This is a genomic window from Flavobacteriales bacterium (genome assembly GCA_016124845.1).
GTDB lineage: Bacteria > Bacteroidota > Bacteroidia > UBA10329 > UBA10329 > UBA10329.
The window spans coordinates 127,915-152,554 of the sequence record WGMW01000008.1 but is presented as its reverse complement, the minus strand read 5'-3'; the positions used below and the strand labels follow the sequence as shown (position 1 = coordinate 152,554).

The window sequence follows — 24,640 nt, the reverse complement described above, 5'->3', positions numbered from 1 at the left end:
TTGCACAGAGAATTTTCGAATGATGGCGTTGTGCAGAGAGTTCTGTGTCTTTCGGGAATCACAGGAAATGAACAGCCACCTGTTGATTGATCGTTGAAAACTTACCCCCCCCCGAAAGTTGGAATTCCGAAAAATATTTCCCGAACTTCACTCAACAAAACAGAAACAACCATGAGCGATTCAAAGATAGATTACGTGAACCCGTACGCCACCTTGGCGCAGCAGCATAAGGACGGGCTTGATGCCATCATCACATCCATCGGTGCCGGAGGTCCCGGTAGTGTGACCATTGATGATCTGATTGATGCCGTATATGATTACATGTCAACTGTCTATACGGAGCTTTCAAGCGCAGAAGGCGAGAATACCACACGTGCCTCCATCGCCAATGCCATCAACGGCTATATCGACAATGGGGGCTCTTCTCCCTTTCTCAGCTCCCTACAGAGAGTGCCGGCCGTGTCGTTGGGCAATCAGTTCGACCGCCTGTTCGATGCATCAGGGGCGGCCTCCCATCTCAAGGGCAATGCCGGCCGTCTGCAGATGGTATTGGCACTTGGAGAGGCAGATGCGGAGTATTGGGGAGACCAGATCGCCACATCCGGGTCCTGGAGCCCTTATCTGACCACCAATTCGGCCATTGACACATCGAACATTCCCTATTGGGTCGATGCGGCCATGTTCGGGGCGCAGTTCGACTATTATCAGGTCAACGCGACCGATTCCATGTCCACGTCATTGGTGTTTCTTTCTGCCCTCATCGGCAGTCTGGCTGTGGTTGCCGGAAAAGTGGTGTTCGGGTGGGTGCCGAAGAATGTTGGAATTTTGGGTTCATCGGTGCGAATAGAAGAATGTAATTGTAATGGCGGAGGCAGTGAAATGATGATTGGCGGGGGAGACATGTCACACATTGGAAGACCTATCGGACGTGAACGAAAACCCAATACCAAGTGGCATACTGAAGGTACTTCCAACAAGGGAAGTGACACAAGGTTCTACACATCCCATGGTTGGTGTAGAACCTTTTCAGGCGAAGGCGCGCCTCCTACTGAAGGACCAGGTTGTGGCTATGATTAGGAACATTTCAACCTGCATAATACTTGTATTCATGTTGAATTGTGCAGGTTTTACCCAGCCCAATGACTTGGTTGATTTCTACAGAAGCAGCGAATTATTTGAAGATCATAGGATAGAAGCCTTTAAAGTTCATAACGCTTTGATATATGGCAATATGGAGGACTCAACGTTAATGTTGTTCGTGTTGGACACTTCACGCTTAATCAATAGTAGGTTTGCCAATATAGATGACATTAAAAAAGCAATATCCAATCTCGACTTTCAACATCACTCTGCCCGAATAGATACGCTTGTCAGAGTTGAAGAGTTTAGGACAAGCGTGACGTTTAGAGACATCTCATATCTTGGAAAAAACATGTTTATGGCATATCGCACTTATATTGAGTTTTACTGGGATGAGAATCTGAGAACAGTTAGAAGGGTAATCTCATTTACATCTGGCAAAGTGGCTTCACGCAGTATTTGGAATCGAGGTGATTGGATTGATTATTCCAAATCAAAAAATAATTAGTAGGAATTAGTGATTGGAATGAATTCTCACTATAAGCACATTGATAGTTCTCCTATCCCAACCGTATGACCATAGCACCAACAAGGTCATTGATTGGCTCAGTCATTTTGGGGCTGAACATGTAAGAATACCATTTCATGCTGAGAAGAATTTAAGATTTTGCAGCGCCAACATTGCCGGTAGGTATTCAGAAATCGTTCTTAAAAGCAGTAATATAAAGGTTACATTATCTGAAATCCATTCAGTATGGTTCCGTGGCGGAGATCTCGTAGATGTAGAACAACAATCTAAGACTGAATTCGAGAATACTGATCTCGGAAGGTCTGCCACAGCTTTTCTACGATGGGAATGGACATCCATAAATAGTTGGATAAACGGACTATTGATGACCAAACGACACTTGGGCAATCCGTTTCGGTACGAGACCAACAAATTGATGGTACTTGAAAAAGCAAAAACTGCTGAACTAATCATACCTGAAACACGCATACTGAACACACGGAAGGATATCGCATCCTTTTTTGAGGAATGCCATGAAGGCATGATAAGCAAGGCCATTTACAACAGTTTCAATTTCAAGCGAGATGACAAGCATTATGCCCACCCCACTCTGAAAGTAACTGCGGATTCAATAGGGAATCTACCGGAACACATTGGCCCGTCTCTATTCCAACAAGAGGTTCGGAAAAAAGTGGATCTGAGAATCTGTGTTGTTGGAAACAGGATTTTCTGTGGTGCCATCTTCTCACAGAATAATCCAAAGACACGTACGGATTTCAGGCAGTATGACCATTCACTCCCGAACAGGGTTGTACCATTCGAGCTTCCGGAAACCATTTCTGCAAAGTTGTTTAACCTGATGGGTGGTCTCAACCTGAATTTCGGGCTGATAGACATGGTTCTGTCTGAGGATGACCAATACTACTTCTTGGAAGTGAACCCGATCGGTCAGTTTGATGCTTTAAGTACAGATTGTGAGTTCCCGATTGAAAAGACAATTGCAGAATATCTGATAGACCGAGAATGATACCTGAGTTTGAATTGATATTGAGCGAACGACAAGACAGGACAAGTGTCTCCTACTGCATGCTCTATTCATTTGCTGTCGACATGAAAGATGAACCAGTGTTCCGAACCATAGAAAGTGACAGTTCAGGAAAAAGGAATCAATTGACAGGACAATTTATCAGGAGGTACTCAAATACATTGGATTTTACGCATTGGAATCCCTTCAACAATGAAGGATGAAGTGCAGAAAGGGTTCCGGTTGTTCGCGTGCTGCGTTCCTGTGAAGGGTGCGGTTCGCGCCATTGTCTGCGACCTCCAGCGTTCCGAATATGTGTTTATCTCAAATGAATTGTTCGAAGAAATAACGGACGGAAGGTTTTTGAGTTCTAATGACATTCAACGAATTTCTCAGAAGCCAAATGGAGTAAAGTTGTTGGAGCAACTGAAGGTCTTGGAAAGCCGGGAATACGGCTTTTGGTGTACGGAGGAGGAAAGTCGCGTGTTCCCCCAAATGCAATTTCAATGGGAATCACCGAGCCCGGTCACTCATGCCATAATAGACTCGGACAGCAATTCGCGACATCCGTTTGAATATATTCTAAAGCAGTTATCGGAACTAAACTGTCAAGCGTTACAATTGCGCTTTTTCGAGATGATTCCTACCGTAGAGATTGAAACGATCCTTGGTCATGCCCAGAGTGAAGGATTTACGGATGTAGAATTGATAATTGCAAACATTGGTCATGAAAACACCCAAATAGGAAGGGTGTTGTCCCGGAAATTTCCAGCATTGGTAAAGATCATCATTCATTCGGCTTACTCAAACCAACTGCTATCAAACGAACGAGAAGAGTGTCCTGTTTACCAGATCACAAATAGGATCACATCTTCAGACCATTGCGGATTTATTCATCCAGATGGATTTGTGGTCAACAGAGATTTGTTTTCAGAAGCAAAACACTTTAACTCCTGTTTGAATGGGAAAATTTCCGTGGATGTACATGGAAATATTAAGAATTGCCCATCAATGGGGCATTCGTTCGGGAATGCCCATTCTACACGCTTTGACTCCATCCTCAAGATTGAGGAGTTCAAACGATTTGGGAAAATGACCAAAGATCAAATTTTAGTGTGCAAGGATTGTGAGTTCCGCTATATCTGTACTGATTGCCGTGCATTTGTTTCTGATGTAGATGATGACTTGTCCAAACCATTGCGCTGTTCCTATGACCCTTATTTGGCCAAATGGGAAAATGATTGATTAAGTGCTTCCGAAGGTGTTTATGCGAGTTTTGGTTTATGGATCTATCTCTGTGAAACTTGATTCTGAAAGGTCAATTGCATTTTCCAACCGGGCAGAACCAGTTCCTTTCACTACGGAATAATCAACGTCCAGCCTGTTCAATGTGGCGTCATAGAGTTCGAAAAGAGCGTTGAGGTCATTCGGATTTTCGCGCAGCGGATCATTCTGCCAAGGAAGGTCGGGATAGGTGAGCAGATATTTTCGTTTTGGCTGTTGCTTGAAAAGTGCTTCAAGAGCTGCGCTTTTTTCATTGTATTTGAACTCGTGCCAGACCATTACCACTACGACATCGGTATCGCAGAAAATAGGTTCTTTTCCGTTTTGGATGGCCTCATTTTCAAGGCCAAGCTGTCCTTTGGCAATGGTGAGGAGGTCGGCCTGAGTGTACTTTCCATCCCGTGCTTCCAAAAATTCACGCGAAAATTCAGGCACGAAACTTCCATTGTAATGAACCGCTAATTCTTGCGCCAGCGTGGTTTTACCTGTGCTTTCGGGTCCGACAAGCGCAACGATACCGATTTTCCTACTCAAAGAATCCCGATTCGTCATATTCGCATCAATTCGTAATTCGCACCCATCCTCACATCCATCTGAAATAACCTGCGGTGACCAAAATGGTGTATGCTACAAAAAGCGCGGAACCGAAGTAAAGCTTCCTCTTCCAATACAGATGCACCGAAACAAGGTCGATAACGATCCAATACAGGTAATTCTCGTGTACATAATTCACCATGATCCATGTGGCGATCAGGCTGAAAACCGTGGTGAAGCTGTCTTCGAGCGGCATTTGCGCGGTTGTGAATCTCTTCAGCAAGAAGGCGGAAATGAACATGCCGACCGTACCGATGGCAATCCAAATGAGATGGCTCTGCCAACTCCAAACATTGGCCTGCCATTGGTTTCCCATGGTCATGTAGCCGTAGACTGCCATCAGCACATAAAAGAACTGGAGAAAGCTTTCCGCCAGAATCCTTCGTGCGTAGCACAGGTAGGTGAAAAGCGCAGAACCTATGAATGCGAACGGCCAGCACCAAGCACTTTCTTTGATGTACAGGAAGGTGTAGAGGAAACTGGCAATGACCGCAACGGCTTCAACAATTCGGTCGGTGGACCAAAAACGCGGTTCGAAGATGCGTTGGAGTGAATTCAACGGCTCAGGTCCATTGCGATGTGTCCCAGCGGTCGGGCGGCAAATGTGTGTTGATGAGCTTTGAGACCACCGCAACGGTCAATTCCGATTGGAAGGTCGGTTTGAGCGAAGAGGTATACGCGGCCATTACATCATCGTATTCTCCGAAAACCTGCGTGCTTACACCATTGGTGATCACCTCAATTCGTTGGCATTTGTTCAGTTCCCGCAGAAAATCCTTGATAGGTTCTTTATACCCATCGGTCAACGGATACATCGTAATTTCAAGTGTAACTTTCATTTCTCAGAATTTGGCACTTGCCATTTCGGCAAGCAATGAGCCATTTTGTTCGATGGCATTGCCAACCACTACAACCGTTGCACCTGCATCGAAACGCGCTTTGGCCATTTCGGGGGTTTTCAGTCCGCCACCAATAATTAACGGAACATCCACGTGCTGTGCCACGCGTTTCACCATGCTTTCAGAAACAGCATTGAATGCACCGCTGCCACCATCCATGAAAATGGTTTTCATGCCGAGCATTTCGCCTGCCATGGCCGTGCAGGCTGCAATATCATCCTTGTCATGTGGCAACGGATTGGTGTTGCTCATGTAAGAAGCGGTGGTCGGTTTGCCGCTGTCAATAAGCATGTATCCCGTTGGGATGATCTCCAGCCCGCTGTTCTTCAATCTTGGTGCGGCCACCACGTGTTTGCCGATCAGCATCTCAGCATTTCTTCCAGAAATCACCGACAGCAAAAGAATGGCATCTGCATTCGGAACCACTTGCATATTATCGCCAGGGAAAAGCACCACAGGAATATCGCAGTTGGCCTTGATGATCTGAACGGTGTCGAACAATCGGTCGTTGACCAGAAGACTGCCGCCCACGAAAAGTAGATCTACACCCGCGTGTTGAGCATTGATGGCCGTTCGCTCAAGATCGGTTCCCTCGGTTTTGTCGGGGTCGATCAACAATGAGAACAAACGTGTTCCTTCGGCTTTGGCGCTATGCAAACGGTCAAGTACCATGTTTCGGATTGCAAACTTACGGAATGGCGGTGGTTTCTTACCAAGTTGATGGAATTTGCCCAAAAGGAACTCGGAAGACAAATGTTGGACTTTGACTTGGGTGTTGAGCAACCCTTGTGTTCTTAAGCCGTTGAAAGGTTTGTAAATCCACTCCATTCATTGTTTGGATAAACTCGAACCAATGCCGATCTTGCGGCAGCATTTTCTATGCGTAGATTGAATTTGAAAAATAGCCTTCAAAGTTTCTTGATGAAACTGCCTATCCTGATGGCGTTTCTTTGGTCGTTCTCTGCACAGGGTCAAACCTGTAGCGGGCTTGGAAGTACCAACTACTCCGATGTCATCTATGTTTCGGTTACAGGGCTTCCTTCTTCCGCAGGAACTGCGAATGACCCTACCGACCTTCTGACAGGAATCGGAATGTTGGGCGGCAATGCCAATAAGGTTTACATCCAAGGTGGTACGTATGTTCTTACTGCAGCTCTTCAAATTCCGAATAACGCGCAGCTCATAGGAGGGTTTAACTCGCAATGGGTGAAAGACAATTCGGCCATTAGTACCATCTACCGAGACCCGTCAAACCCTCAAATGTCGCCTCCGCGGCTTATAGCTATTGAATGCATTGGTAAATCAGGGTTCCGGATTCAGGACCTGACCATTCGGACAGACAATGGTTTTGGTCAAGGTGTTACCACCTATGGGGTTTATCTCAATAATTGCTCAGACTATCAGATCGTGAGGTGTTCTGTCATTTCCGGTAATGGTGGAAATGGAGTGGCAGGTTCCTTTGGAACACTTGGAGCCATTGGAGTGAACGGCCAAGAGGGAGAGGCTGGCCATGAGCATTCTTCAGGAAATAGACAGGGCGGCAGCGGTGGCTGCTGTTCATTTCCAGGGAGCTTTGCTGGCGGAGATGGTGGGAACGGTGGAGAACGTGGAACCTATGTTTGGCCGAGTGGAGGACAGGCGTTTACAGGCTATCTGGGGCAGGATGGTTCAGGTCTCGGATTTGGCAGTGGTGGAAACGGTGGGATGGGTAATTTCACATCAATAGTTTCTACTTCTTGCGACCAGACTCCCTCAAATAACGGGCAGTATGGAGATAATGGAGCGGATGGACTGGACGGGATCCCGGGTGTGGTCGGGACTTACAGTCTCACAGGAGGATTTTTTACTCCGGGAGTAGGGTCTGATGGCACAGATGGTGAAAACGGCTCCGGAGGCGGAGGCGGTGGTGGAGGTGGTTCTTATGGAGGCCAGCTCTACACGTACATTCCGTGGCCTATTGATGATACTATTCCAAGTAATAGCAATGGAACCGGTGCCGGTGGCGGTGGTGGCGGTGAGGGCGGAGGCGGAGGAACCGCAGGTGGTGGTGGCCAAGGCGGAGGTGGTTCATTCGCAATTTTTGCTTGGGACAATGGTTTCAACGGAGTGTTAAAAGACTGTGAGCTGGCCAGTGGATTTCCTGGGGTTGGCGGTCTTGGTGGAATTGGTGGAAATGGTGGCCAAGGAGGGCATGGAGGTGAGGGTGGAGCGAAATTTACCGCTTGTCATATAGGAGCTGGTGGAGATGGAGGTGAAGGAGGCCATGGAGGTAAAGGAGGTGATGGAGGTGCTGGATCCAATGGGATTTCGAGTGAATTGTATCAGCATCCCGGTGGTCAACCGTTGGTTCTGCAAAATATTTATGGTCTTTCTCAACCTACAGTTAATGTGGAACTTGGAGGCTGCACGAATTCTCCCGTCAGGTTCAGTACCGACATTTCCGGAACCATTCAGTGGTTCTTTGGCTCAGGAGCAAATCCTTCAACGGCCTTTGGACAGGAAGTGGTTGCCACTTTTTCCACTCCCGGATTCAAGACATTCACGCTGTTGGTAAACGGAATTGCATTCACCTACACGGATTTTGTGGACATTTACTCAGAGGTGCCTCCTCTCAATCCGCAGATCCAAACGGGGTCTACCCAGCTATGCGTTGGAGACGTGTCAGATTTCAATAGCTCCATTTCGGCAAATAACTACATCTGGGAATTGGTCAATATAGAAGGAGACACGGTTATTTACAACGGTCCCAATTATTATGATCTATTAGGAGTTTCCTGGGATTCAGCAGGTGTATATCAGCTTACACTTACCACAGAAACCGAATGCTGTGGACAGTCATTCACGGATACTGTCATGATTGTTGTTGATTCGATCATTCCACCGGCAATTTCGGTACAGACGCAGTTTGCAGACACGACCAATACAGTTTGTGTGGGTTCACAGGTCACCTTCACCGCTTCGGCTCAGAATGTTGGTCAGTCCCCTTCCTATCAGTGGAATGTGAATGGTAGCCCCATAGGAGCTGATGCCCCTGTTCTTACCACAGATCAACTTGCTGACGGTGACGTGGTCTCTTGTACAGTAACTTCTTCATTAGGTTGTGCTGCCGGTCAAACGGCCATGTCGAATACCATTCCCGTCACCGTTGTTCCGGCTCCACAGATAACTTGCGCAGCTGACTCTTTTCTGTCAGGGGAGCCTACATTTTTCACATCAGAGGTTACATTTGGAGGATTGGCTCCTTTCAGTTTCTATTGGTCGTTCGGAGACGGTCTTCTTGGGTTCGGGGACACGGTTCAGCACGTATATCAGAACCCAGGTACTTACACCGCAACAGTAGATGTTTATGACTCATTGGGCTGCTCGGTTTCATGTCAAACTTTTATGACCATCTCTCCAAGTATTTCTGCAGCATTTTCGGTCGATACATTGGTCGGTTGTGCGCCATTGGAAGTTCATTTTACAAACCAAAGTGAGAATGCGGTCACCAATTTTTGGAGTTTCGGGGATGGAAGCGGTTCTTCTGTGGAGAACCCTGTTCATACGTATCAAACTGCAGGAACGTACGATGTGGCACTTTGGATCTATGCAGGAAACGGAAATGACTCAGCCGTGGTATATGACCAAGTGGTTGTAAACCCCACACCGGTTGCAAATTTCTATAGCTATGAGGTAAATCCGCAAACAGGTAGCGATACGGTACATTTCTCTGATAATTCACTTTTTGCGGATAGTTGGTATTGGGATTTCGGAGATCCATCCTCAGGTTCAGATAATACCAGTACGGATCAAAGCCCTGTTCATGTTTACAGCTCCAATGGTTCTTACTATGTCACTTTGGTCGTAAGTAACAACTATGGCTGCATCGATTCGATCACTTTGCCCTCCTCAGTAAATGTTGGCATTTCAGAACTGAGGTCTCAGTTGCGACCTGTGATTTTCCCAAATCCAACATCAGAGCGGTTCAACATCTTGATAGACTCAAAGGAAAGGTCTACAGTCTCATTCAATGTGATCGACCCTATGGGCAAGGTTGTCATGGGGCGAGTCTTGAAGGTTAGCGTTGGTTCCAACAGATTTGACGTGGACATAGAACAACTTTCTGCGGGAACATACGTCATTCAATTACGTTCGGGAGACGAGACTCACTCGCTTCCGTTGGTGATTTCAAGAAGATGATAAAGGCGAGGAATTTCCTGATAGCGTTATTGATGATTGCGGGTTCTTTAGGGGCTGCTGCTCAAGAGTGCAATATCATTTATGTTACCCCCAATGGTTCTGGAAGCGGTACCAAAGCCGCACCAACCAACATTCAAAATGCCATGTCAATGGTTGGTCCCGGGCTCAATCAGATCCGTATGGCGCAAGGAACCTATCCACTTTCCGATACGCTGTTTCTTGTTAATGGGGTCACGATCGATGGTTCATATGATCCGTCCACTTGGGTCAAATCCAATAACATACCGACCATCTTCCACAGAGATGCCACGGCACCTTCATCGGTAAGTATCTTCGCCTTGGCGGCCATCGATATTTCGGATTTTCATCTTCATGATCTTTCTGTCATTGTTGATGATGCAGTTGAACCAAGTAGTTCAACCTGCGGAATCTATCTCAACGGCTGTTCTCAATATACCTTGGATAGGATTCGTGTTACGGCAGGTAACGGTGGTGATGGAATTGAAGGAGTGCCAGGGGGAGATGGTTTGGTCGGTCAAGACGGACAACCAGGACAGAATGGAGCCAATTGTTCCAATCAGCCGAATGCAGGGGGAGCTGGCGGGAACGGATGGTCTGGCGGAATTGCTGCTGGCGGTGATGGAGGAAATGGAGGTCCGGAAGGAGAAGGTTTTTCCCTGTTTTCCAATGCAAACGGAAAAGATGGGTTTCCAGGACAAGCAGGTACAGGACTGTATGCAGGAGCTGGAGGAATGCCAGGGTTGAGATTCAGATATCTCATAAACGATCCATGTAGCACATTTGGTGATTGCAACAGTGGTGGAACTGCCAACGGAACTGCAGGTATCAATGCCTCACAAGATGGTGCTGATGGAGCCGATGGTCTAGATGGTGTTTCCTCTCACGCGGGAGGTTTTTTTGTGCCAGGCCATGGAACCTATGGTCAGAATGGTGAGCCTGGTTCCGGAGGCGGAGGTGGAGGTGGATCAGGTTCTGCAGGAGTAGGAGTGCTGCCTTTCGCTAATCCAGGTACCGGTGCTGGTGGAGGCGGAGGTGGTGAAGGTGGAGAAGGTGGCCACGGAGCAACCAGCGGAGGTGGCGGAGGTGGTTCTTTCGGAATTTACATTACCAACAATGGCGTTGGGGGAAGTCTTAATGATTGTGTTTTGGAGTCCGGTCTTCCAGGTGTTGCAGGAATGGGAGGTTACCCTGGAGGACTTGGCGGTTTAGGGGGACAAGGAGGACCAGGAGGTGAGCAACAGGATGGAAATGCCGGACCGTGTTCAAGGGGTGGGGCCGGTGGAGTTGGTTCTCGAGGTGGAAGAGGAGGAAATGGAGGAAACGGAGCTCCAGGAGAAAGCCTTCCTTTATATCAGGAACCAATAGGAATACAGGTGACCCAATCGAGTCTGGCGGCCAACGTTGAGCCTGATGTTCTGATGGAGTCAACTGCTTGCACCTACTCTGACATCAATTTTACCACCAATGCAAATGGAATCATAGAGTGGTTCTACGAAGGTACCACCGTTCCACAGAACACCGTAGGTCAGAGTACAAGTGTTCAATACACAACCATGGGAGCTCAGGATCTGACAATGGTCTCCAACGGTGTGCCTTATTTTCATTCGGGTTTTGTCAACATTTTCATTGATGGAACACCGTATCTTCCAACAATTCAAGCGCAAGACACCATTTGCCCAGGTGACGTTGTGAATTTTTCAAGCACTTGGCCTACAAGTTTCAACGTGCTTGGTTTTAGATGGGATTTCGGGGATCCGAACTCAGGGAATCAGAACACAAGTAGCCAGGGTGCTCCTTCGCACACCTACAACGATGTAGGCACATACATGGTCACGTTGCAGACCCAGTCTCCATGTTGCGGTTGGGCAAAGCCAGATACCCACTACGTTGTGGTGATGCCTGTGGTAGAGCCGGATGTTTTCATCACAGCCACATCTACAGAGATATGTGAGGGTGAATCCATCACCTTCGGAGCAGTTCCTTACGCTGGCGGCAGCAGCCCCACGTTCGAGTGGTTTGTCAATGGGGCATCAAGCGGAACAGGAACATCTTTCACACCCAACTTTATTAGTGATGGCGATCAGGTCAAAGTGACCATGACCAGCTCATATCCATGCCCGACCGTGCCAACGGTCACTTCGGATGTAATCACGGTCATCGTTCATCTCAATCCGGTTATCGATTGCAGCAATGTCACTAACAGTTATCTGGGAGCAGAGACTGGCTTCAATGCAGATGTAACCGCTGCTACACCCCCATTTGAGTATTTCTGGCAGTTCGGTGATGGTGGCTCGGCTACCGATCAAAGCCCTTCGCATCTTTACGGAAGTACGGGAACCTACAGCGCAAGTGTGGAGGTTACAGATACTTTTGGCTGTTCTGCCATCTGCAATGTTCCTGTAGACATCATTCTGCCTCCATATGTTTATGGTGGTTTTACTTACACGGAAGATTCACAATGTGGCTCTACAGAGGTCGCATTTACAGATACATCTCAGGGGAATCCTGTAACATGGTACTGGGATTTCGGAGATGGCGATACTTCGTCTTTGCAAAATCCTACGCACACCTTCACTGGAACTGGCCCGTATACTGTGACCTTAGCCGCTTCGAATACGGTTTTTACCGATACAGTGGTTGTACCTAACATGATAACCCCATGGGTGATACCAGTTGCAGGTTTCAATGTTTCGCCTACAGAGGTTTGCGATTCCTCCGATCTTCGGTTTTATGACAATTCTGTGAATGCTGCATCTTGGCAATGGGATTTTGGAGATGGGAATTCCGGAACCTTCAATACAAGCGATCTTCAAAACCCATTTCATGCATTCAATGATTCAGGAACCTATATCGTCAACCTGACCGTTTTCTCGGAAGATGGCTGCCAAGCACAGGCAACTCCGGTCACTATTCTGGTCCACGCATCTCCAATTGCTGGGTTTGGGATGGACACTATAGTCTGTACGGATCTTCCCATCACGATTCACGATTCATCTCATTTTGATGTAAATATTGATGCTTGGGAATATCACTTCTCAGACAAGGATGTTACCATTCCGCAGCAAGGAGATATAAATGATGAATTTGATTACACGTTTGATGAACCAGGTTGGTATGTGGTGACGCAGACTGTTTCCAATCGGTTCGGATGCGTGGATTCAGCCAAGGTTTTTGTTGAGGTAAGGGCGCATCCGATCGCAGACTTCTATCCTGACAGCGTGGCTTTGCAATTACCGGATACGACCATGCAATTCTGGAATACCAGTTTGAATATCGTACCCGAATACTCCTTCTGGGATTTTGGCAATGGATATACTGTTGACAGTATCCTTGATGCGGTGGGCATCTTCCAAGATTCAGGGCTGTTTGACGTGCAATTGATCGTAATGAGAGAGATCGGATGTCCTGATACCATCACAATTCCCTTCAGAGTTTGGGAACAGGAGACCTTCTTCATTCAAACTGCATTTACGCCCAATGACGATGGCATCAACGATGTCTTTGAGATAAAGGAGAAAGGAATAGTCGATTGGCATATTCAGATTTTCGACCGTTGGGGCAAACTTGTCTGGGAAACCAATGATGTGACCGAGTATTGGGATGGTACACACAGGGAATCTGGTAAACCCGTTCAGGAAGGTGCATATTCCTATCAAATTCATCTTACTTGGTACACAGGTAAGGAATTCGCCAAAATGGGAACGATAACTATCTTTAGATAGTCTTTCGGTTCTTTAAATGAAAAAACTGATACTCGTACTCACCGCTCTTCAGGTCGGTTCAAATGTTAATTCACAGGTGCTTACTGAGGTTTCTCAAAGCGTTGGCATTTATCATCATGCTGTTCTTTGCGACAACGATATGTCTGGACAAGGTGGCGCGGCCTGGTTCGATTACAATAATGACGGGTGGTACGACCTCTATCTAACTGGAGGAAGTGGAGCAGATGCACTTTACAGAAATAACGGTGATGGTACTTTTTCGGATCAGACATCTGCTTCTGGTATTTCTGTCGTTGCCTCAGCCAACACGGATGGAGTCACTACAGGTGATTTCAATCGGGATGGTTGGAATGACATTTTCGTTACCACTTTTCGCACGCATCCAAACTATCTCTTCATGAATAATGGAGATGGAACATTTGCACACGTCATTGAATGGGCTGGTAAGGAAGATACGGCAAACAGTTTTTCTTCAACCTTCGGTGATCTGAACATGGACGGTTGGCTCGATCTGTTTGTTTGCAATTGGTCACGTTATATGAATATGACGTTGGTAAATGGTCTGGCAACAGTAGATTCTGAGGCAAATTTCTACTATGAGAACAATGCAGATGGAACGTTCACTTCTAAAGCGAGTTTGGTCGGTATTGATGATACAAGCGGTTGTGGCCTTGGGGTTATAGTTACCGATTTTGACAACGATCACGATCCCGACCTTTTTGTGTCAAATGACTTCGGTTTTTTTGTTGGTAAATCACCAAACCGAATGTTCAGAAACGATGGGCCATCGGTTCCATTTGTAGAGGTGAGCCATAGTTTGGGTCTCGACATGGAAATGAACGGAATGGGTGTTGCCCGAACGGACGTGAATGCCGATGGCGTTTTCGATTATTACACCACCAATATCCGAGACGATAAATTCATGGTGAGCTCGCTATCAGGCTACGAAGATGAACTTGTGAATGTAGGATTGCATAACGATTCTGTTTGGTTACAGGACATGAGCATGCGCCATTGGAAGGTCGGATGGGGAGTCGGATTTCTCGATATTGACAATGATATGGATGAGGATGTGATGATAGCCAATGGATCGCTTTCTTACGATTATCCGCATCCCGCTCTCGACTCAAATAAATTGTACATCAATGATGGTTTTGGAAACTTCACGGATGTTTCCTTTGAGACAGGAGTTGCCGATACGTATGTTTCCCGGGCATTAGCGTATTGCGACTATGATAAGGATGGCGACCTCGATGTGTTCGTTGGCATTACCGATTCCATCGGTGGAACAAGCAAGAGTTTTCTTTACAGGAATGATTCACCACAGCAGAACTGGCTACAGGTAAAAGCAGTGGGTGTGCAGAACAACACCAACGGTATTGGAACAAAAGTGATTATTTATGTGAACGGGCAATCGTACATGCGCGAGATAGGTGGTGAAAGCAGCTTCAGTTCCCAACATTGGCAAGTGGCCCATTTCGGTTTGGCACAGAACACAATGGTTGATTCTGTGGATGTGATCTGGTACGGTGGCGGGCTGGACCGTTATCGTAATGTGACTGCCAATCAGATGCTGGAAGTGGTGGAAGGGCAAGGCATGGTGACAGGTCTTTCCAGTTCAGGCGAAGCTAACATCGATATTTATCCGAATCCGTGTTCGAATAATTTGACGGTTGCAGGCGGAACAAATGCTTTCATTTCCATGTTCGATTCGCGTGGACAGTTGGTAGAAATGAAGATTACGCAGAACGCTGGAAGCACTACATTGGATGTGTCGGGTCTTTCCGCAGGAAATTACTTTTTGAAAGTGAAAACAGAGGATGGCAGAGCAACAATACGAAAGGTGGTGAAGCAATAGACGTAATTGGCTAATTCTAAGCTATATCGTACCTTTGCCGCCCGTTTTAAAGCAAACAAACGCAATGAGCAATACAACAGAACAATTGAAGTACAAGGTCAGAGACATTTCCCTCGCAGAGTGGGGAAGAAAAGAAATCCGTTTGGCTGAGGCAGAAATGCCTGGTCTCATGTCGCTTCGCGAAGAATATGGCCCAAGCAAACCATTGAAAGGAGCACGCATTGCGGGTTGTCTGCACATGACAATCCAAACAGCAGTTCTTATCGAAACGTTGGTTGAATTGGGTGCGGATGTCACTTGGTCTTCTTGCAACATCTTCTCAACTCAGGACCATGCCGCTGCTGCCATTGCTGCTGCCGGTATTCCAGTTTTTGCATGGAAGGGAATGAACGAAGAGGAATTCGATTGGTGTATTGAGCAAACGCTTTTCGCGTTTGAAGATGGACAGCCATTGAACATGATACTTGATGATGGTGGCGACCTTACCAACATGGTACTTGACCGCTACCCGGAATTGGTGAAAGAGATCGGTGGAATCTCTGAGGAAACTACCACGGGTGTTCACAGATTGTATGAGCGAATGAAGAATGGAACACTTCCACTTCCTGCCATCAACATCAACGATTCGGTTACCAAGTCGAAATTCGATAACAAATACGGTTGTAAAGAGTCGTTGGTAGATGCCATCCGCAGAGCAACAGACATTATGCTTGCAGGTAAAGTTGCCGTTGTTGCCGGTTACGGAGATGTTGGTAAAGGTTCTGCCGCTTCATTGCGTGGAGCAGGCGTTCGTGTTATCGTTACAGAGATCGATCCTATCTGTGCGCTTCAAGCGGCAATGGATGGCTACGAAGTGAAGAGCATGGCAAATGCTGTTCCTCGTGCTGATATTGTGGTTACCGCTACTGGAAACAAAGACATCATCACGGGTGAGAGTTTCAAAGCGATGAAAGACAAGACCATCGTTTGCAACATCGGTCACTTCGATAACGAAATTGACATGGCTTGGTTGAACAAGAATTACGGTCAGACCAAAGATGTCATCAAACCGCAGGTCGATCTTTATAATGTAGATGGAAACGACATCATCGTTCTGGCCGAAGGTCGTTTGGTGAACTTGGGTTGCGCTACTGGTCACCCATCGTTCGTAATGTCAAACTCATTCACAAACCAAACGTTGGCTCAGTTGGAGCTTTGGACAAACGCTTCGGCTTACGAAAACAAGGTTTACATGCTTCCAAAACATTTGGATGAGAAAGTGGCAAGATTGCATTTGGCCAAGATCGGTGTTGAGTTGGAAGAGCTGAGCGAAGAGCAGGCCAAGTACATCGGTGTAACGGTGGATGGACCTTACAAACCAGATTACTATCGCTACTAAGAAGTTTTCTGATCTTCTATTCAGAATAAAAATCCGTGGTGTTCAGAACATCGCGGATTTTTCATATTGGTTCCCTTCCAATTCTATTTCCGGAAGGTCAGCGATAAGCAAGGAATTTCCCCCTTTGGGGGATTGAGGGGGCTTTTATAATTTGCACGCATTAAACGCACATACATGAATTTGGAGGAAGGATTGCAGATGGAATACAACACGGCACGGGAAACGATGCAGATTCCCGAGTATGGCCGCAACATTCAGAAGATGATCGAGTTTGCAAAGACAATCGAGAACCGTGAGGAACGGAATCGGGCGGCAAATTCCATTATTAAAGTGATGGGACAGGTAAATCCATACCTGAGAGCGAATGAGGATCTGACGCATAAGCTATGGGATCACATGTTCATCATTTCGGATTTTCAATTGGATGTTGATTCTCCATTCCCAAAACCACTTCGTGAGGATTTTGAAACAGGCCCAGACCGAATTCCATATCCGGACAGTGAGATATCATATCGCCACTACGGTAGAATTTTGGAGCACATGATCGCCAAGGTTGCCGAGGAGCAAAATGAGGAAGAACGCATCAAAATGGGTGTGGCTGTCGCAGACATCATGAAGCGCTCTTATCTCAACTGGAACCGCGATTCGGTAGATGACCGAGTGATCATCAAAGATCTTCGAGAACTTTCAGGTGGCAAAATCACGTTGCCAGAGGGAACAGAGCTGTCGTTGGCCAAAGAATTGATCGATACCACTCAGCGCAACAATAATAACAATCGACAGCGCAAAGGGCGCAAGCGTAAGAAGAATAACAACAGAAGACGCAACGGATAATGGCTTCATTTGAGATTATTGGCGGTAATAGACTGAGTGGTGAACTGATTCCACAGGGCGCCAAGAACGAAGCCTTACAGATTCTTTGTGCTGTTCTCCTCACACCTGAGAAGGTCACTATTTCCAATATTCCCAACATTAGGGATGTCAACAAGTTGATCGATCTGCTTCGAGATATGAATGTGAAGGTCAATCAGTTGAATGAAGACACCTATGAGTTTCAGGCAGATGATGTGAACCTTGAATATCTCCATTCGGAGGATTTCAAGAAAAAAGGTTCGGGCTTACGCGGATCCATCATGGTAGTTGGTCCAATGCTGGCGCGTTTCGGCAAAGGATATATTCCGCAGCCGGGCGGAGACAAGATCGGAAGAAGAAGACTCGACACACATTTCATTGGTTTTCAAAAGTTGGGAGCCAAGTTCGTGTACATGGCAGAGGAGCAGTTCTACAAAGTAGAAGCTTCCAATTTGCAAGGTTGCTATATGCTGCTTGATGAAGCTTCGGTAACTGGAACGGCCAATATTGTAATGGCAGCGGTTCTGGCCAAAGGCCGAACGACCATTTACAATGCGGCTTGCGAGCCGTACTTGCAGCAGCTATGCAAAATGCTCAACAGAATGGGAGCGAAGATCTCGGGTGTTGGTTCCAATCTTCTGGTTATTGATGGAGTTGAGTCTTTAGGAGGTACAGATCATCGTTGTCTGCCAGATATGATCGAGATCGGTTCATTCATCGGTTTGGCAGCCATGACGCGTTCCGAGATCACGATCAAGGATGTGAGTTATCCCGATCTGGGAATCATCCCGACCATTTTCGAGCGGTTGGGAATTCAGATGGAATTGAAAGGCGATGACCTGTACATTCCATCGCAGGAACATTATGAGATCGAATCTTTTATCGATGGTTCCATTTTGACGGTTGCAGATGCGCCTTGGCCAGGTTTCACACCAGACCTTTTGAGCATCGTACTTGTGGTTGCTACGCAGGCAAAAGGAAGCGTGCTTATTCATCAGAAGATGTTTGAGAGCCGCCTATTCTTCGTGGATAAATTGATTGACATGGGAGCGAAGATCATTCTTTGCGATCCACACCGTGCTACGGTAATCGGTATGGACCATCAAGTTCCGCTGCGCGGAATTCAGATGACAAGCCCGGACATCCGCGCAGGGGTTTCATTGCTGATTGCGGCCTTGTCGGCTGAAGGAAAGAGCCTCATTCACAATATTGAGCAGATCGATCGTGGTTATCAGAATATCGATACGCGACTGAATGCGATCGGGGCGAACATTAAAAGACTTTAGTTGGTGGCGTTTGTTAAGTTGACAAGTTGATGTGGTACGCTCTTTAACATAACCAGCCAACTAAAATTCGGTATGGTTGTTGACTTCCGACCAAGCTGAAAATGAATTTCCAATTTTAACTTTGCACAAAATATTGAAAATGAAAAAGATAGGATTCTTGGCCGCTTTTGGTTTGCTGATCAGTACCGCTATGGTATTAGCTGGAAACGATGACAAAGGCAAGACCGTTGTTCAGGAAAAGAAGGTGGGATTGAACATTGGCGATATTGCCCCTGAACTAAAATTCAAAAATCCTGATGGGAAAGAAATAAGCCTTTCCTCGCTGCGCGGAAAAGTGGTTCTGGTCGATTTCTGGGCTTCTTGGTGTCGTCCGTGTAGGATTGAAAACCCAAACGTGGTGAACGCTTATGAAAAGTTCAATCATAAAGGTTTCGAGATCTACGGAGTTTCACTTGACAAGAATAAAGAAGCGTGGGTGAACGCCATTCAGCAAGATGGTCTTGATTGGACGAATGTGAGCGACCTTGGCGGTTGGAACAGCGCGGGTGCAGCAACCTATGGAGTGAACTCCATACCAGGTAACTTCCTGCTCGATGAGGAAGGCGTTATCATCGCCAGGAATCTGCGTGGTGCCAATCTTCACGCAGAGCTTCAGAAGCTGCTTGGGAACTGATTCCTGAATCGAATAAAATTGACAAAGGCGGGAGAGCATCCTGCCTTTTTTACTTTTGCGGCCGCGTAAACTGACGGTTTGTCTGCCAATTTGTCCCAAGAACAACCAAGGCAGGCTATTTGATAAAGGCGGTTGAACAAATTTGAACCTATGAGCAAGAAGAAGGAAACGGAAGCGACCGAATTGGAGAATGAGGAAGTAAAAGCTGCTGAGGAAAACTCAGATACTACCTTAGAAGAAAACCAGCCAGAAGAAGCGAAAGATCCGTTGCAGGAACTTCAGGCGAAATACAACGAACTGAATGATAAATATCTTCGGATGTATTCGGAGTTTGAGAACTTCCGAAGAAGAACAGCCAAGGAGCGTTTAGATCTGATGAGATCCGCTGGGGAAGATGTTTTCAAACTGATGCTGCCGATCATCGATGATTTTGAGCGTGCCCGCGCGAACATGGAGAATGCCACGGATGTTCCAAGCGTGAAAGAAGGAATGGAACTCATCTACCACAAATTGGTCAGGGAATTGGGCAACAAGGGCCTGAAGCCGATGGAGAGCAAAGGAGAGACATTCGACCCGGAATTCCATGAGGCCGTCACGCAGTTTCCAGCACCATCCGATGACATGAAGGGAAAAGTGATCGATGAAGTGGAGAAGGGTTACTTCCTCAACGATAAGGTGATCCGATTTGCCAAAGTGGTGGTAGGTTCGTAATAGGAAGAAGAATGGCGAAAAGAGATTATTACGAAGTGTTGGGCGTTGGCAAGAATGCCGATGCCGCAGAAATAAAAAAGGCCTATCGGAAGATGGCTGTGAAGTATCACCCAGATAAAAATCCGGGGGATACAGAGGCAGAAGAAAAGTTCAAGGAAGCTGCTGAGGCGTACGAAGTGCTCAGCAATGCCGACAAGAAAGCCCGCTACGATCAGTTCGGCCATGCCGGAATGGGTGGCGCAGCGGGTGGTGGTTTCGGTGGTGGCTTCGGTGGAGGCGGCATGTCCATGGACGACATCTTTAGCCAGTTCGGAGATATTTTTGGAGGGCACTTCGGAGGCGGATTCGGTGGTGGTGGCGGTGGCCGCAGAACGCGGGTTCACCGTGGTTCCAATCTTCGCGTGCGCGTAAAATTGACCTTGGATGAGGTTGCCAACGGTGTGACCAAAAAATTGAAGGTGAACAAGTACGTGAGCTGTAAAAAGTGCAGCGGAACGGGAGCCGAGGACGGCCAAATGAGCACCTGTCAAACATGTGGTGGTCGCGGTCAGGTTACGCGTGTGATGAACACGCCTTTGGGTCAGATGCAGACGTCATCAACCTGTCCATCGTGTAACGGACAAGGAAGTACGATTGCGCACAAGTGTACCGCTTGCTACGGAGATGGAATTGTGAAAGGCGAAGAGGTCATCGAGGTGAAAATTCCAGCAGGTGTCGGAAATGAGATGCAACTTTCCGTGCGTGGCAAGGGAAATGCTGGTGCAAAAGGTGGCGTTCCTGGAGACCTGATCGTTCTTGTGGAAGAAGAGGAACATCCACTGCTGAAACGCGATGGCAGCAATCTTCACTACGAACTGTACATCAGTTTTATTGATGCCGCTTTGGGAACAACAGCCGAAGTTCCGACCATTGACGGTAAAGCGCGAATCAAAGTGGATGCAGGAACGCAGAGTGGAAAGCTACTTCGTCTGCGAGGAAAAGGGTTGCCTGACCTCGATTACGGAACAAAGGGCGATATTCTGGTCCATACCAATGTTTGGATTCCGAAAAAACTCAGTAAAGAAGAGAAATCGATGCTTGAACAGTTGCGGAACTCGGAGAACTTCAGACCCGATCCCGCCAAGGGCGAAAAGAGTTTCTTTGACAAAATGAAAGACTACTTTCACAACTAAGAACTCACTACAGTTTTGAGCAACACTCCAATTTTTCATGCTGAAAATGTAAGCAAGGCCTACGCAGGTCATGTGGCCATAGAGGACATCAGCATCAGTGTTCCCGAAGGTTCCATTTTTGGGCTTCTTGGCCCGAACGGTGCAGGGAAAACCACGTTTATCCGCATCATCAACCAAATTACGGGTCCCGATACGGGAAGTCTTTGGTTCGGTGGCGAACGTCTTCAGCAAAAACACCTGCAAGAGATCGGTTACTTGCCTGAAGAGCGTGGCCTTTACAAGAAGATGAAGGTGGGGGAACAGGCACTTTATCTCTGCCAGCTGAAGGGACTTTCAAAGAAAGAAGCGCTGACCAAACTCAAATATTGGTTCGAGAAGTTCGAGATCGAGGCTTGGTGGAACAAGAAAGTGGAAGAGCTTTCGAAAGGAATGGCCCAAAAGGTGCAGTTCATTGTAACGGTACTTCACGAACCGAAACTTTTGATTCTTGATGAGCCGTTCAGCGGTTTCGACCCGATCAATACCAATCTCATCAAATCTGAGATCCTCGAACTGAAAAAGAAAGGCACAACCATCATTTTCTCCACCCACAACATGGGTTCGGTGGAGGAGTTGTGTGACCACATTGCGTTGATCAACAACTCACGTGTGATATTGGATGGCGAGGTGAGCGAGATCAGAAACCGTTTCCGAACGCAGACTTACAACATCGATTTCAAAGGTTCGATGATGCAACTTGGAAGTTCGTTAGGTACCTACGGTGAACTGTTGAGCCACGGACCAGAAGGCGACCACATGGATGCTACGGTCCAGTTGGTGAATGGCGGAACGACCAACCAATTGCTCGGAAATATCATGCGGGCAGTTGAGGTGAGAGGTTTCCACGAGATCATTCCGAGCATGAACGATATTTTTATTCAGGCGGTGGAGAAATACAATAAAGAAGGTGCAGCGGCATGAGCAAGATCGGACTCATTATTCAGCGCGAATACCTGACCCGCGTACGCAAGAAGTCATTCGTCATCATGACGATTCTCGGCCCTGTGTTGATGGCCGCCATGTTCATTGTACCCATCTGGATAGCACTTAATGAAGATGAGGATACCACGATTCTTGTGATCGATGAGAGTCATCTTTTCAGTGATCTGCCTCCGCTTCACATGAAATTGGAGGACACAGAGAACATTCATTTCAAGTTACCAGAGGCTTCGTTAAGGTTGGATAGTGCTAAATCTGAATTATTAGGTTCCGATGATTTTGATGCGGTGCTGTACATCCATCCTTTGATTCTCAACACGACAAACGGAGTCAAATTGATCTATGAAAAGCAGCCAAGTTTGCAGGTGATTCGATATATCGAGAACTCGCTTGAAAACTCCTTGTCACAGATTAAGCTTTCGGGTTTGGGGGTGAACATGGAGACCATTGAAAGGGTCAAGAAAGAAGCTCACGTTAGTTTGGCTACGTTGAAAATCGATGAGATAGGGGAGAAGAATCAAAGTAGGGAGCGAAGCATGGCCATTGGCATGTTCAGCGGTATTCTCATCTATATGTTCATATTCTTGTATGGCGTTCAAGTAATGCGGGGAGTTATTGAGGAAAAGACCAATCGCATCATTGAGGTTATCATCTCATCCGTCAAACCGTTTGAGTTGATGATGGGTAAAATTATTGGAATCGCGCTGGTTGGGTTAACTCAATTTGTACTCTGGGTCGCGTTATCGACCGCCTTCTATTCGGGAACCGTTGTGTTTGTGGAAAGACAACTGATGGAGGAGAATTCGGGTGTAAATTTAGAGGAAGTGCTTTCGAGAAATCAAACACTTACACCAAATGTGGCGACTGATGAATCAAGTGCTGAATTGAATGTTAATGCGGCAAAGGAGTTTTTGTCTAAAGTTGATGGCATTCCATTTGCGTATCTTATCGGTTGCTTCGTCTTCTACTTTTTGGGTGGATACTTGATCTACAGCGCGCTTTTTGCCGCAGTGGGTTCGGCCGTGGACAATGAGGCAGATACCCAGCAGTTCATGCTGCCGATCACCATCCCGATCATTTTTTCATTTTTGATGTCTCAGGTAGTGATCAATAATCCAGATGGAACACTGGCTATGTGGCTCTCAATGATTCCATTCACCTCACCTATCATCATGATGGTTCGCATACCTTTCGGAGGCGTACCATTAGGGGAACTTGCTCTTTCGATGAGCTTGCTTGTCATCGGCTTTGTTGCCACCACATGGTTGGCCGGGCGCATTTACCGCACGGGAATTCTGATGTACGGGAAAAAGATCTCCTACAAAGAACTTTGGAAATGGATCCGTTATCACTAAAACCCTTCTGCCCAAAGGGCATTTCCCAAAAGGAGAGCAGCTGCTGCGTGGAAGTTACTCTTGCGGATAGTGGTGTGGTAAATGATTGTGGATTTCCTCTCCCTTGGGGAGGTCAGGAGGGGTAGATATGCGAGTAGCTGTCATCGATCTCGGTACGAACACCTTCAATCTTCTTATAGTGGATGTGCTGCCAGCGGGTCATTACCAGACCGTTTTCAATACCAAAATCGCGGTCAAGATCGGGGAAGGTGCCATGATCGCGGGTAAACTGCTTCCTGAGCCGATTCAGCGTGCCAAAAGCGCGTTGGCGGAGTATCTGGAAATTATCAAGCAGCACAACTGCGAGAAGACGTTGGCCTTCGCTACATCAGGGGTCAGAAGTACTTCCAACGGGGCTGAGTTTGTTGCGGAGGTGAAATCCGAACTCGGTTTGGACATCAAGGTGATCGATGGAATGGAAGAAGCACGCCTGATCTATGAAGGTGTGAATCTGGCAATTCCCTTTGGTGATGAGCCGATGCTGATCATGGACATTGGTGGCGGAAGTACCGAATTCATCATAGCCGACAGAACGGGTGTTCTGTGGATGAAGAGTTACCGATTGGGTATTTCGCGCGTGCTGCAAATGCTCGAACCGAATGATCCTTTGCAGAAATCAGATTTCCGGAATTTGGATGAGTTGTTTTCGGAACAACTTCCAGAACTTCTACGGAATTGTCGAAAGTTTGGCGTGAAGACCTTGATCGGTTCTTCTGGCAGTTTCGATAGTTTCATTGAAATGATCTGGGCGGAAAAGGGAACACCAAAACTGGCCAGTTCTGTTGTAAGCGAAGAGTTGGATCTGAATGAACTGAAACAACTGCATGATCGATTGATAACTTGCGATTACGAAACGCGAAAAGCAATTCCAGGCCTTGTGGAAATGCGTGTTGATACCATTCATTTGGCATCTTACATGGTGCAATGGATTCTTTCATTGAACGGTTTGGAAAGGTTGTTGCTATCAAGCTACGCATTGAAAGAAGGCGTGCTTCATCAAGTGATGGAAGATCGCATCTGACCCGAG

18 protein-coding genes and 1 pseudogene are annotated in these 24,640 nt (G+C 46.9%); 15 read left to right on the top strand and 4 right to left on the bottom strand.

The annotated features are described in order from the left end of the window. Positions 1–171: 171 nt before the first annotated feature. The 3 genes from GC178_03775 (at position 172) to gwsS (ending at position 3,857) form a co-directional block, all read left to right on the top strand. Entirely contained in the window at positions 172–1,077 is a 906-nt protein-coding gene (locus GC178_03775) for a hypothetical protein (protein ID MBI1286676.1), read from the top strand. 533 nt (positions 1,078–1,610) lie between these two features. Beyond that, positions 1,611–2,615 carry a grasp-with-spasm system ATP-grasp peptide maturase gene (gene gwsG, locus GC178_03770; protein MBI1286675.1) on the top strand — a complete coding sequence of 335 codons (1,005 nt, stop codon included), beginning with the start codon at positions 1,611–1,613 and terminating at the stop codon, positions 2,613–2,615. Between the two features lie 210 nt (positions 2,616–2,825). Then, positions 2,826–3,857, top strand: a complete 1,032-nt coding sequence (gene gwsS, locus GC178_03765) for a grasp-with-spasm system SPASM domain peptide maturase (GenBank protein ID MBI1286674.1) — start codon at positions 2,826–2,828, stop codon at positions 3,855–3,857. A gap of 36 nt (positions 3,858–3,893) precedes the next feature. On the opposite strand, the gene GC178_03760 is transcribed toward gwsS, so the two are convergent. From GC178_03760 to GC178_03745, 4 genes and pseudogenes are all read right to left on the bottom strand, one after another. Beyond that, positions 3,894–4,448: an AAA family ATPase gene (locus GC178_03760; protein MBI1286673.1), complete on the bottom strand. Its 555-nt coding sequence runs from the start codon at positions 4,446–4,448 to the stop codon at positions 3,894–3,896. Between the two features lie 31 nt (positions 4,449–4,479). Then, positions 4,480–5,124, bottom strand: a complete 645-nt coding sequence (locus GC178_03755; GenBank protein MBI1286672.1) for a nicotinamide riboside transporter PnuC — start codon at positions 5,122–5,124, stop codon at positions 4,480–4,482. Positions 5,125–5,140: 16 nt separating this feature from the next. Then, positions 5,141–5,329 (bottom strand): annotated as a pseudogene (locus GC178_03750) (hypothetical protein). A 3-nt stretch (positions 5,330–5,332) separates the two neighbouring features. After that, positions 5,333–6,061: a geranylgeranylglyceryl/heptaprenylglyceryl phosphate synthase gene (locus GC178_03745; protein ID MBI1286671.1), complete on the bottom strand. Its 729-nt coding sequence runs from the start codon at positions 6,059–6,061 to the stop codon at positions 5,333–5,335. A 249-nt stretch (positions 6,062–6,310) separates the two neighbouring features. On the opposite strand from GC178_03745, the gene GC178_03740 reads away from it, so the two are divergent. The 12 genes from GC178_03740 (at position 6,311) to GC178_03685 (ending at position 24,634) form a co-directional block, all read left to right on the top strand. Further along, positions 6,311–9,568: a PKD domain-containing protein gene (locus GC178_03740; protein ID MBI1286670.1), complete on the top strand. Its 3,258-nt coding sequence runs from the start codon at positions 6,311–6,313 to the stop codon at positions 9,566–9,568. Next, positions 9,565–13,311: a PKD domain-containing protein gene (locus GC178_03735; GenBank protein ID MBI1286669.1), complete on the top strand. Its 3,747-nt coding sequence runs from the start codon at positions 9,565–9,567 to the stop codon at positions 13,309–13,311. Before GC178_03740 ends, GC178_03735 begins: the two co-directional genes overlap by 4 nt. 16 nt (positions 13,312–13,327) lie before the next feature. Next, positions 13,328–15,169: a T9SS type A sorting domain-containing protein gene (locus tag GC178_03730; protein ID MBI1286668.1), complete on the top strand. Its 1,842-nt coding sequence runs from the start codon at positions 13,328–13,330 to the stop codon at positions 15,167–15,169. A gap of 64 nt (positions 15,170–15,233) precedes the next feature. Continuing rightward, on the top strand, positions 15,234–16,547 hold the full coding sequence (locus GC178_03725) for an adenosylhomocysteinase (GenBank protein MBI1286667.1): 1,314 nt from the start codon (positions 15,234–15,236) through the stop codon (positions 16,545–16,547). A 198-nt stretch (positions 16,548–16,745) separates the two neighbouring features. Further along, on the top strand, positions 16,746–17,381 hold the full coding sequence (locus GC178_03720) for a DUF4290 domain-containing protein (protein ID MBI1286666.1): 636 nt from the start codon (positions 16,746–16,748) through the stop codon (positions 17,379–17,381). Beyond that, positions 17,381–18,685, top strand: a complete 1,305-nt coding sequence (murA, locus tag GC178_03715; GenBank protein ID MBI1286665.1) for a UDP-N-acetylglucosamine 1-carboxyvinyltransferase — start codon at positions 17,381–17,383, stop codon at positions 18,683–18,685. The genes GC178_03720 and murA overlap by 1 nt, the downstream gene beginning before the upstream one ends. A 139-nt stretch (positions 18,686–18,824) precedes the next feature. Continuing rightward, positions 18,825–19,358, top strand: coding sequence for a redoxin domain-containing protein (locus GC178_03710; protein ID MBI1286664.1), 534 nt, complete (start codon positions 18,825–18,827; stop codon positions 19,356–19,358). 150 nt (positions 19,359–19,508) lie between these two features. Beyond that, on the top strand, positions 19,509–20,069 hold the full coding sequence (gene grpE / locus GC178_03705) for a nucleotide exchange factor GrpE (GenBank protein MBI1286663.1): 561 nt from the start codon (positions 19,509–19,511) through the stop codon (positions 20,067–20,069). Between the two features lie 11 nt (positions 20,070–20,080). Next, positions 20,081–21,241 (top strand): molecular chaperone DnaJ, encoded by a 1,161-nt coding sequence (gene dnaJ / locus GC178_03700; protein MBI1286662.1) that lies wholly within the window; start codon positions 20,081–20,083, stop codon positions 21,239–21,241. A 30-nt stretch (positions 21,242–21,271) separates the two neighbouring features. Next, entirely contained in the window at positions 21,272–22,201 is a 930-nt protein-coding gene (locus GC178_03695) for an ATP-binding cassette domain-containing protein (protein ID MBI1286661.1), read from the top strand. After that, complete coding sequence (locus GC178_03690; protein ID MBI1286660.1) at positions 22,198–23,574, top strand: ABC transporter permease; 1,377 nt, start codon at positions 22,198–22,200, stop codon at positions 23,572–23,574. Before GC178_03695 ends, GC178_03690 begins: the two co-directional genes overlap by 4 nt. Before the next feature lie 127 nt (positions 23,575–23,701). After that, positions 23,702–24,634, top strand: coding sequence for a phosphatase (locus tag GC178_03685; GenBank protein MBI1286659.1), 933 nt, complete (start codon positions 23,702–23,704; stop codon positions 24,632–24,634). Positions 24,635–24,640 lie beyond the last annotated feature (6 nt).

Coding starts and splice junctions, on each gene's coding strand:
- GC178_03775 (MBI1286676.1), top strand. CDS start 172: ATGAGCGATTCAAAGATAGATTACGTGAACCCGTACGCCACCTTGGCG.
- gwsS (MBI1286674.1), top strand. CDS start 2,826: ATGAAGGATGAAGTGCAGAAAGGGTTCCGGTTGTTCGCGTGCTGCGTT.
- GC178_03760 (MBI1286673.1), bottom strand. CDS start 4,448: ATGACGAATCGGGATTCTTTGAGTAGGAAAATCGGTATCGTTGCGCTT.
- GC178_03745 (MBI1286671.1), bottom strand. CDS start 6,061: ATGGTACTTGACCGTTTGCATAGCGCCAAAGCCGAAGGAACACGTTTG.
- GC178_03740 (MBI1286670.1), top strand. CDS start 6,311: ATGAAACTGCCTATCCTGATGGCGTTTCTTTGGTCGTTCTCTGCACAG.
- GC178_03735 (MBI1286669.1), top strand. CDS start 9,565: ATGATAAAGGCGAGGAATTTCCTGATAGCGTTATTGATGATTGCGGGT.
- GC178_03730 (MBI1286668.1), top strand. CDS start 13,328: ATGAAAAAACTGATACTCGTACTCACCGCTCTTCAGGTCGGTTCAAAT.
- GC178_03725 (MBI1286667.1), top strand. CDS start 15,234: ATGAGCAATACAACAGAACAATTGAAGTACAAGGTCAGAGACATTTCC.
- GC178_03720 (MBI1286666.1), top strand. CDS start 16,746: ATGGAATACAACACGGCACGGGAAACGATGCAGATTCCCGAGTATGGC.
- murA (MBI1286665.1), top strand. CDS start 17,381: ATGGCTTCATTTGAGATTATTGGCGGTAATAGACTGAGTGGTGAACTG.
- GC178_03710 (MBI1286664.1), top strand. CDS start 18,825: ATGAAAAAGATAGGATTCTTGGCCGCTTTTGGTTTGCTGATCAGTACC.
- grpE (MBI1286663.1), top strand. CDS start 19,509: ATGAGCAAGAAGAAGGAAACGGAAGCGACCGAATTGGAGAATGAGGAA.
- dnaJ (MBI1286662.1), top strand. CDS start 20,081: ATGGCGAAAAGAGATTATTACGAAGTGTTGGGCGTTGGCAAGAATGCC.
- GC178_03690 (MBI1286660.1), top strand. CDS start 22,198: ATGAGCAAGATCGGACTCATTATTCAGCGCGAATACCTGACCCGCGTA.
- GC178_03685 (MBI1286659.1), top strand. CDS start 23,702: ATGCGAGTAGCTGTCATCGATCTCGGTACGAACACCTTCAATCTTCTT.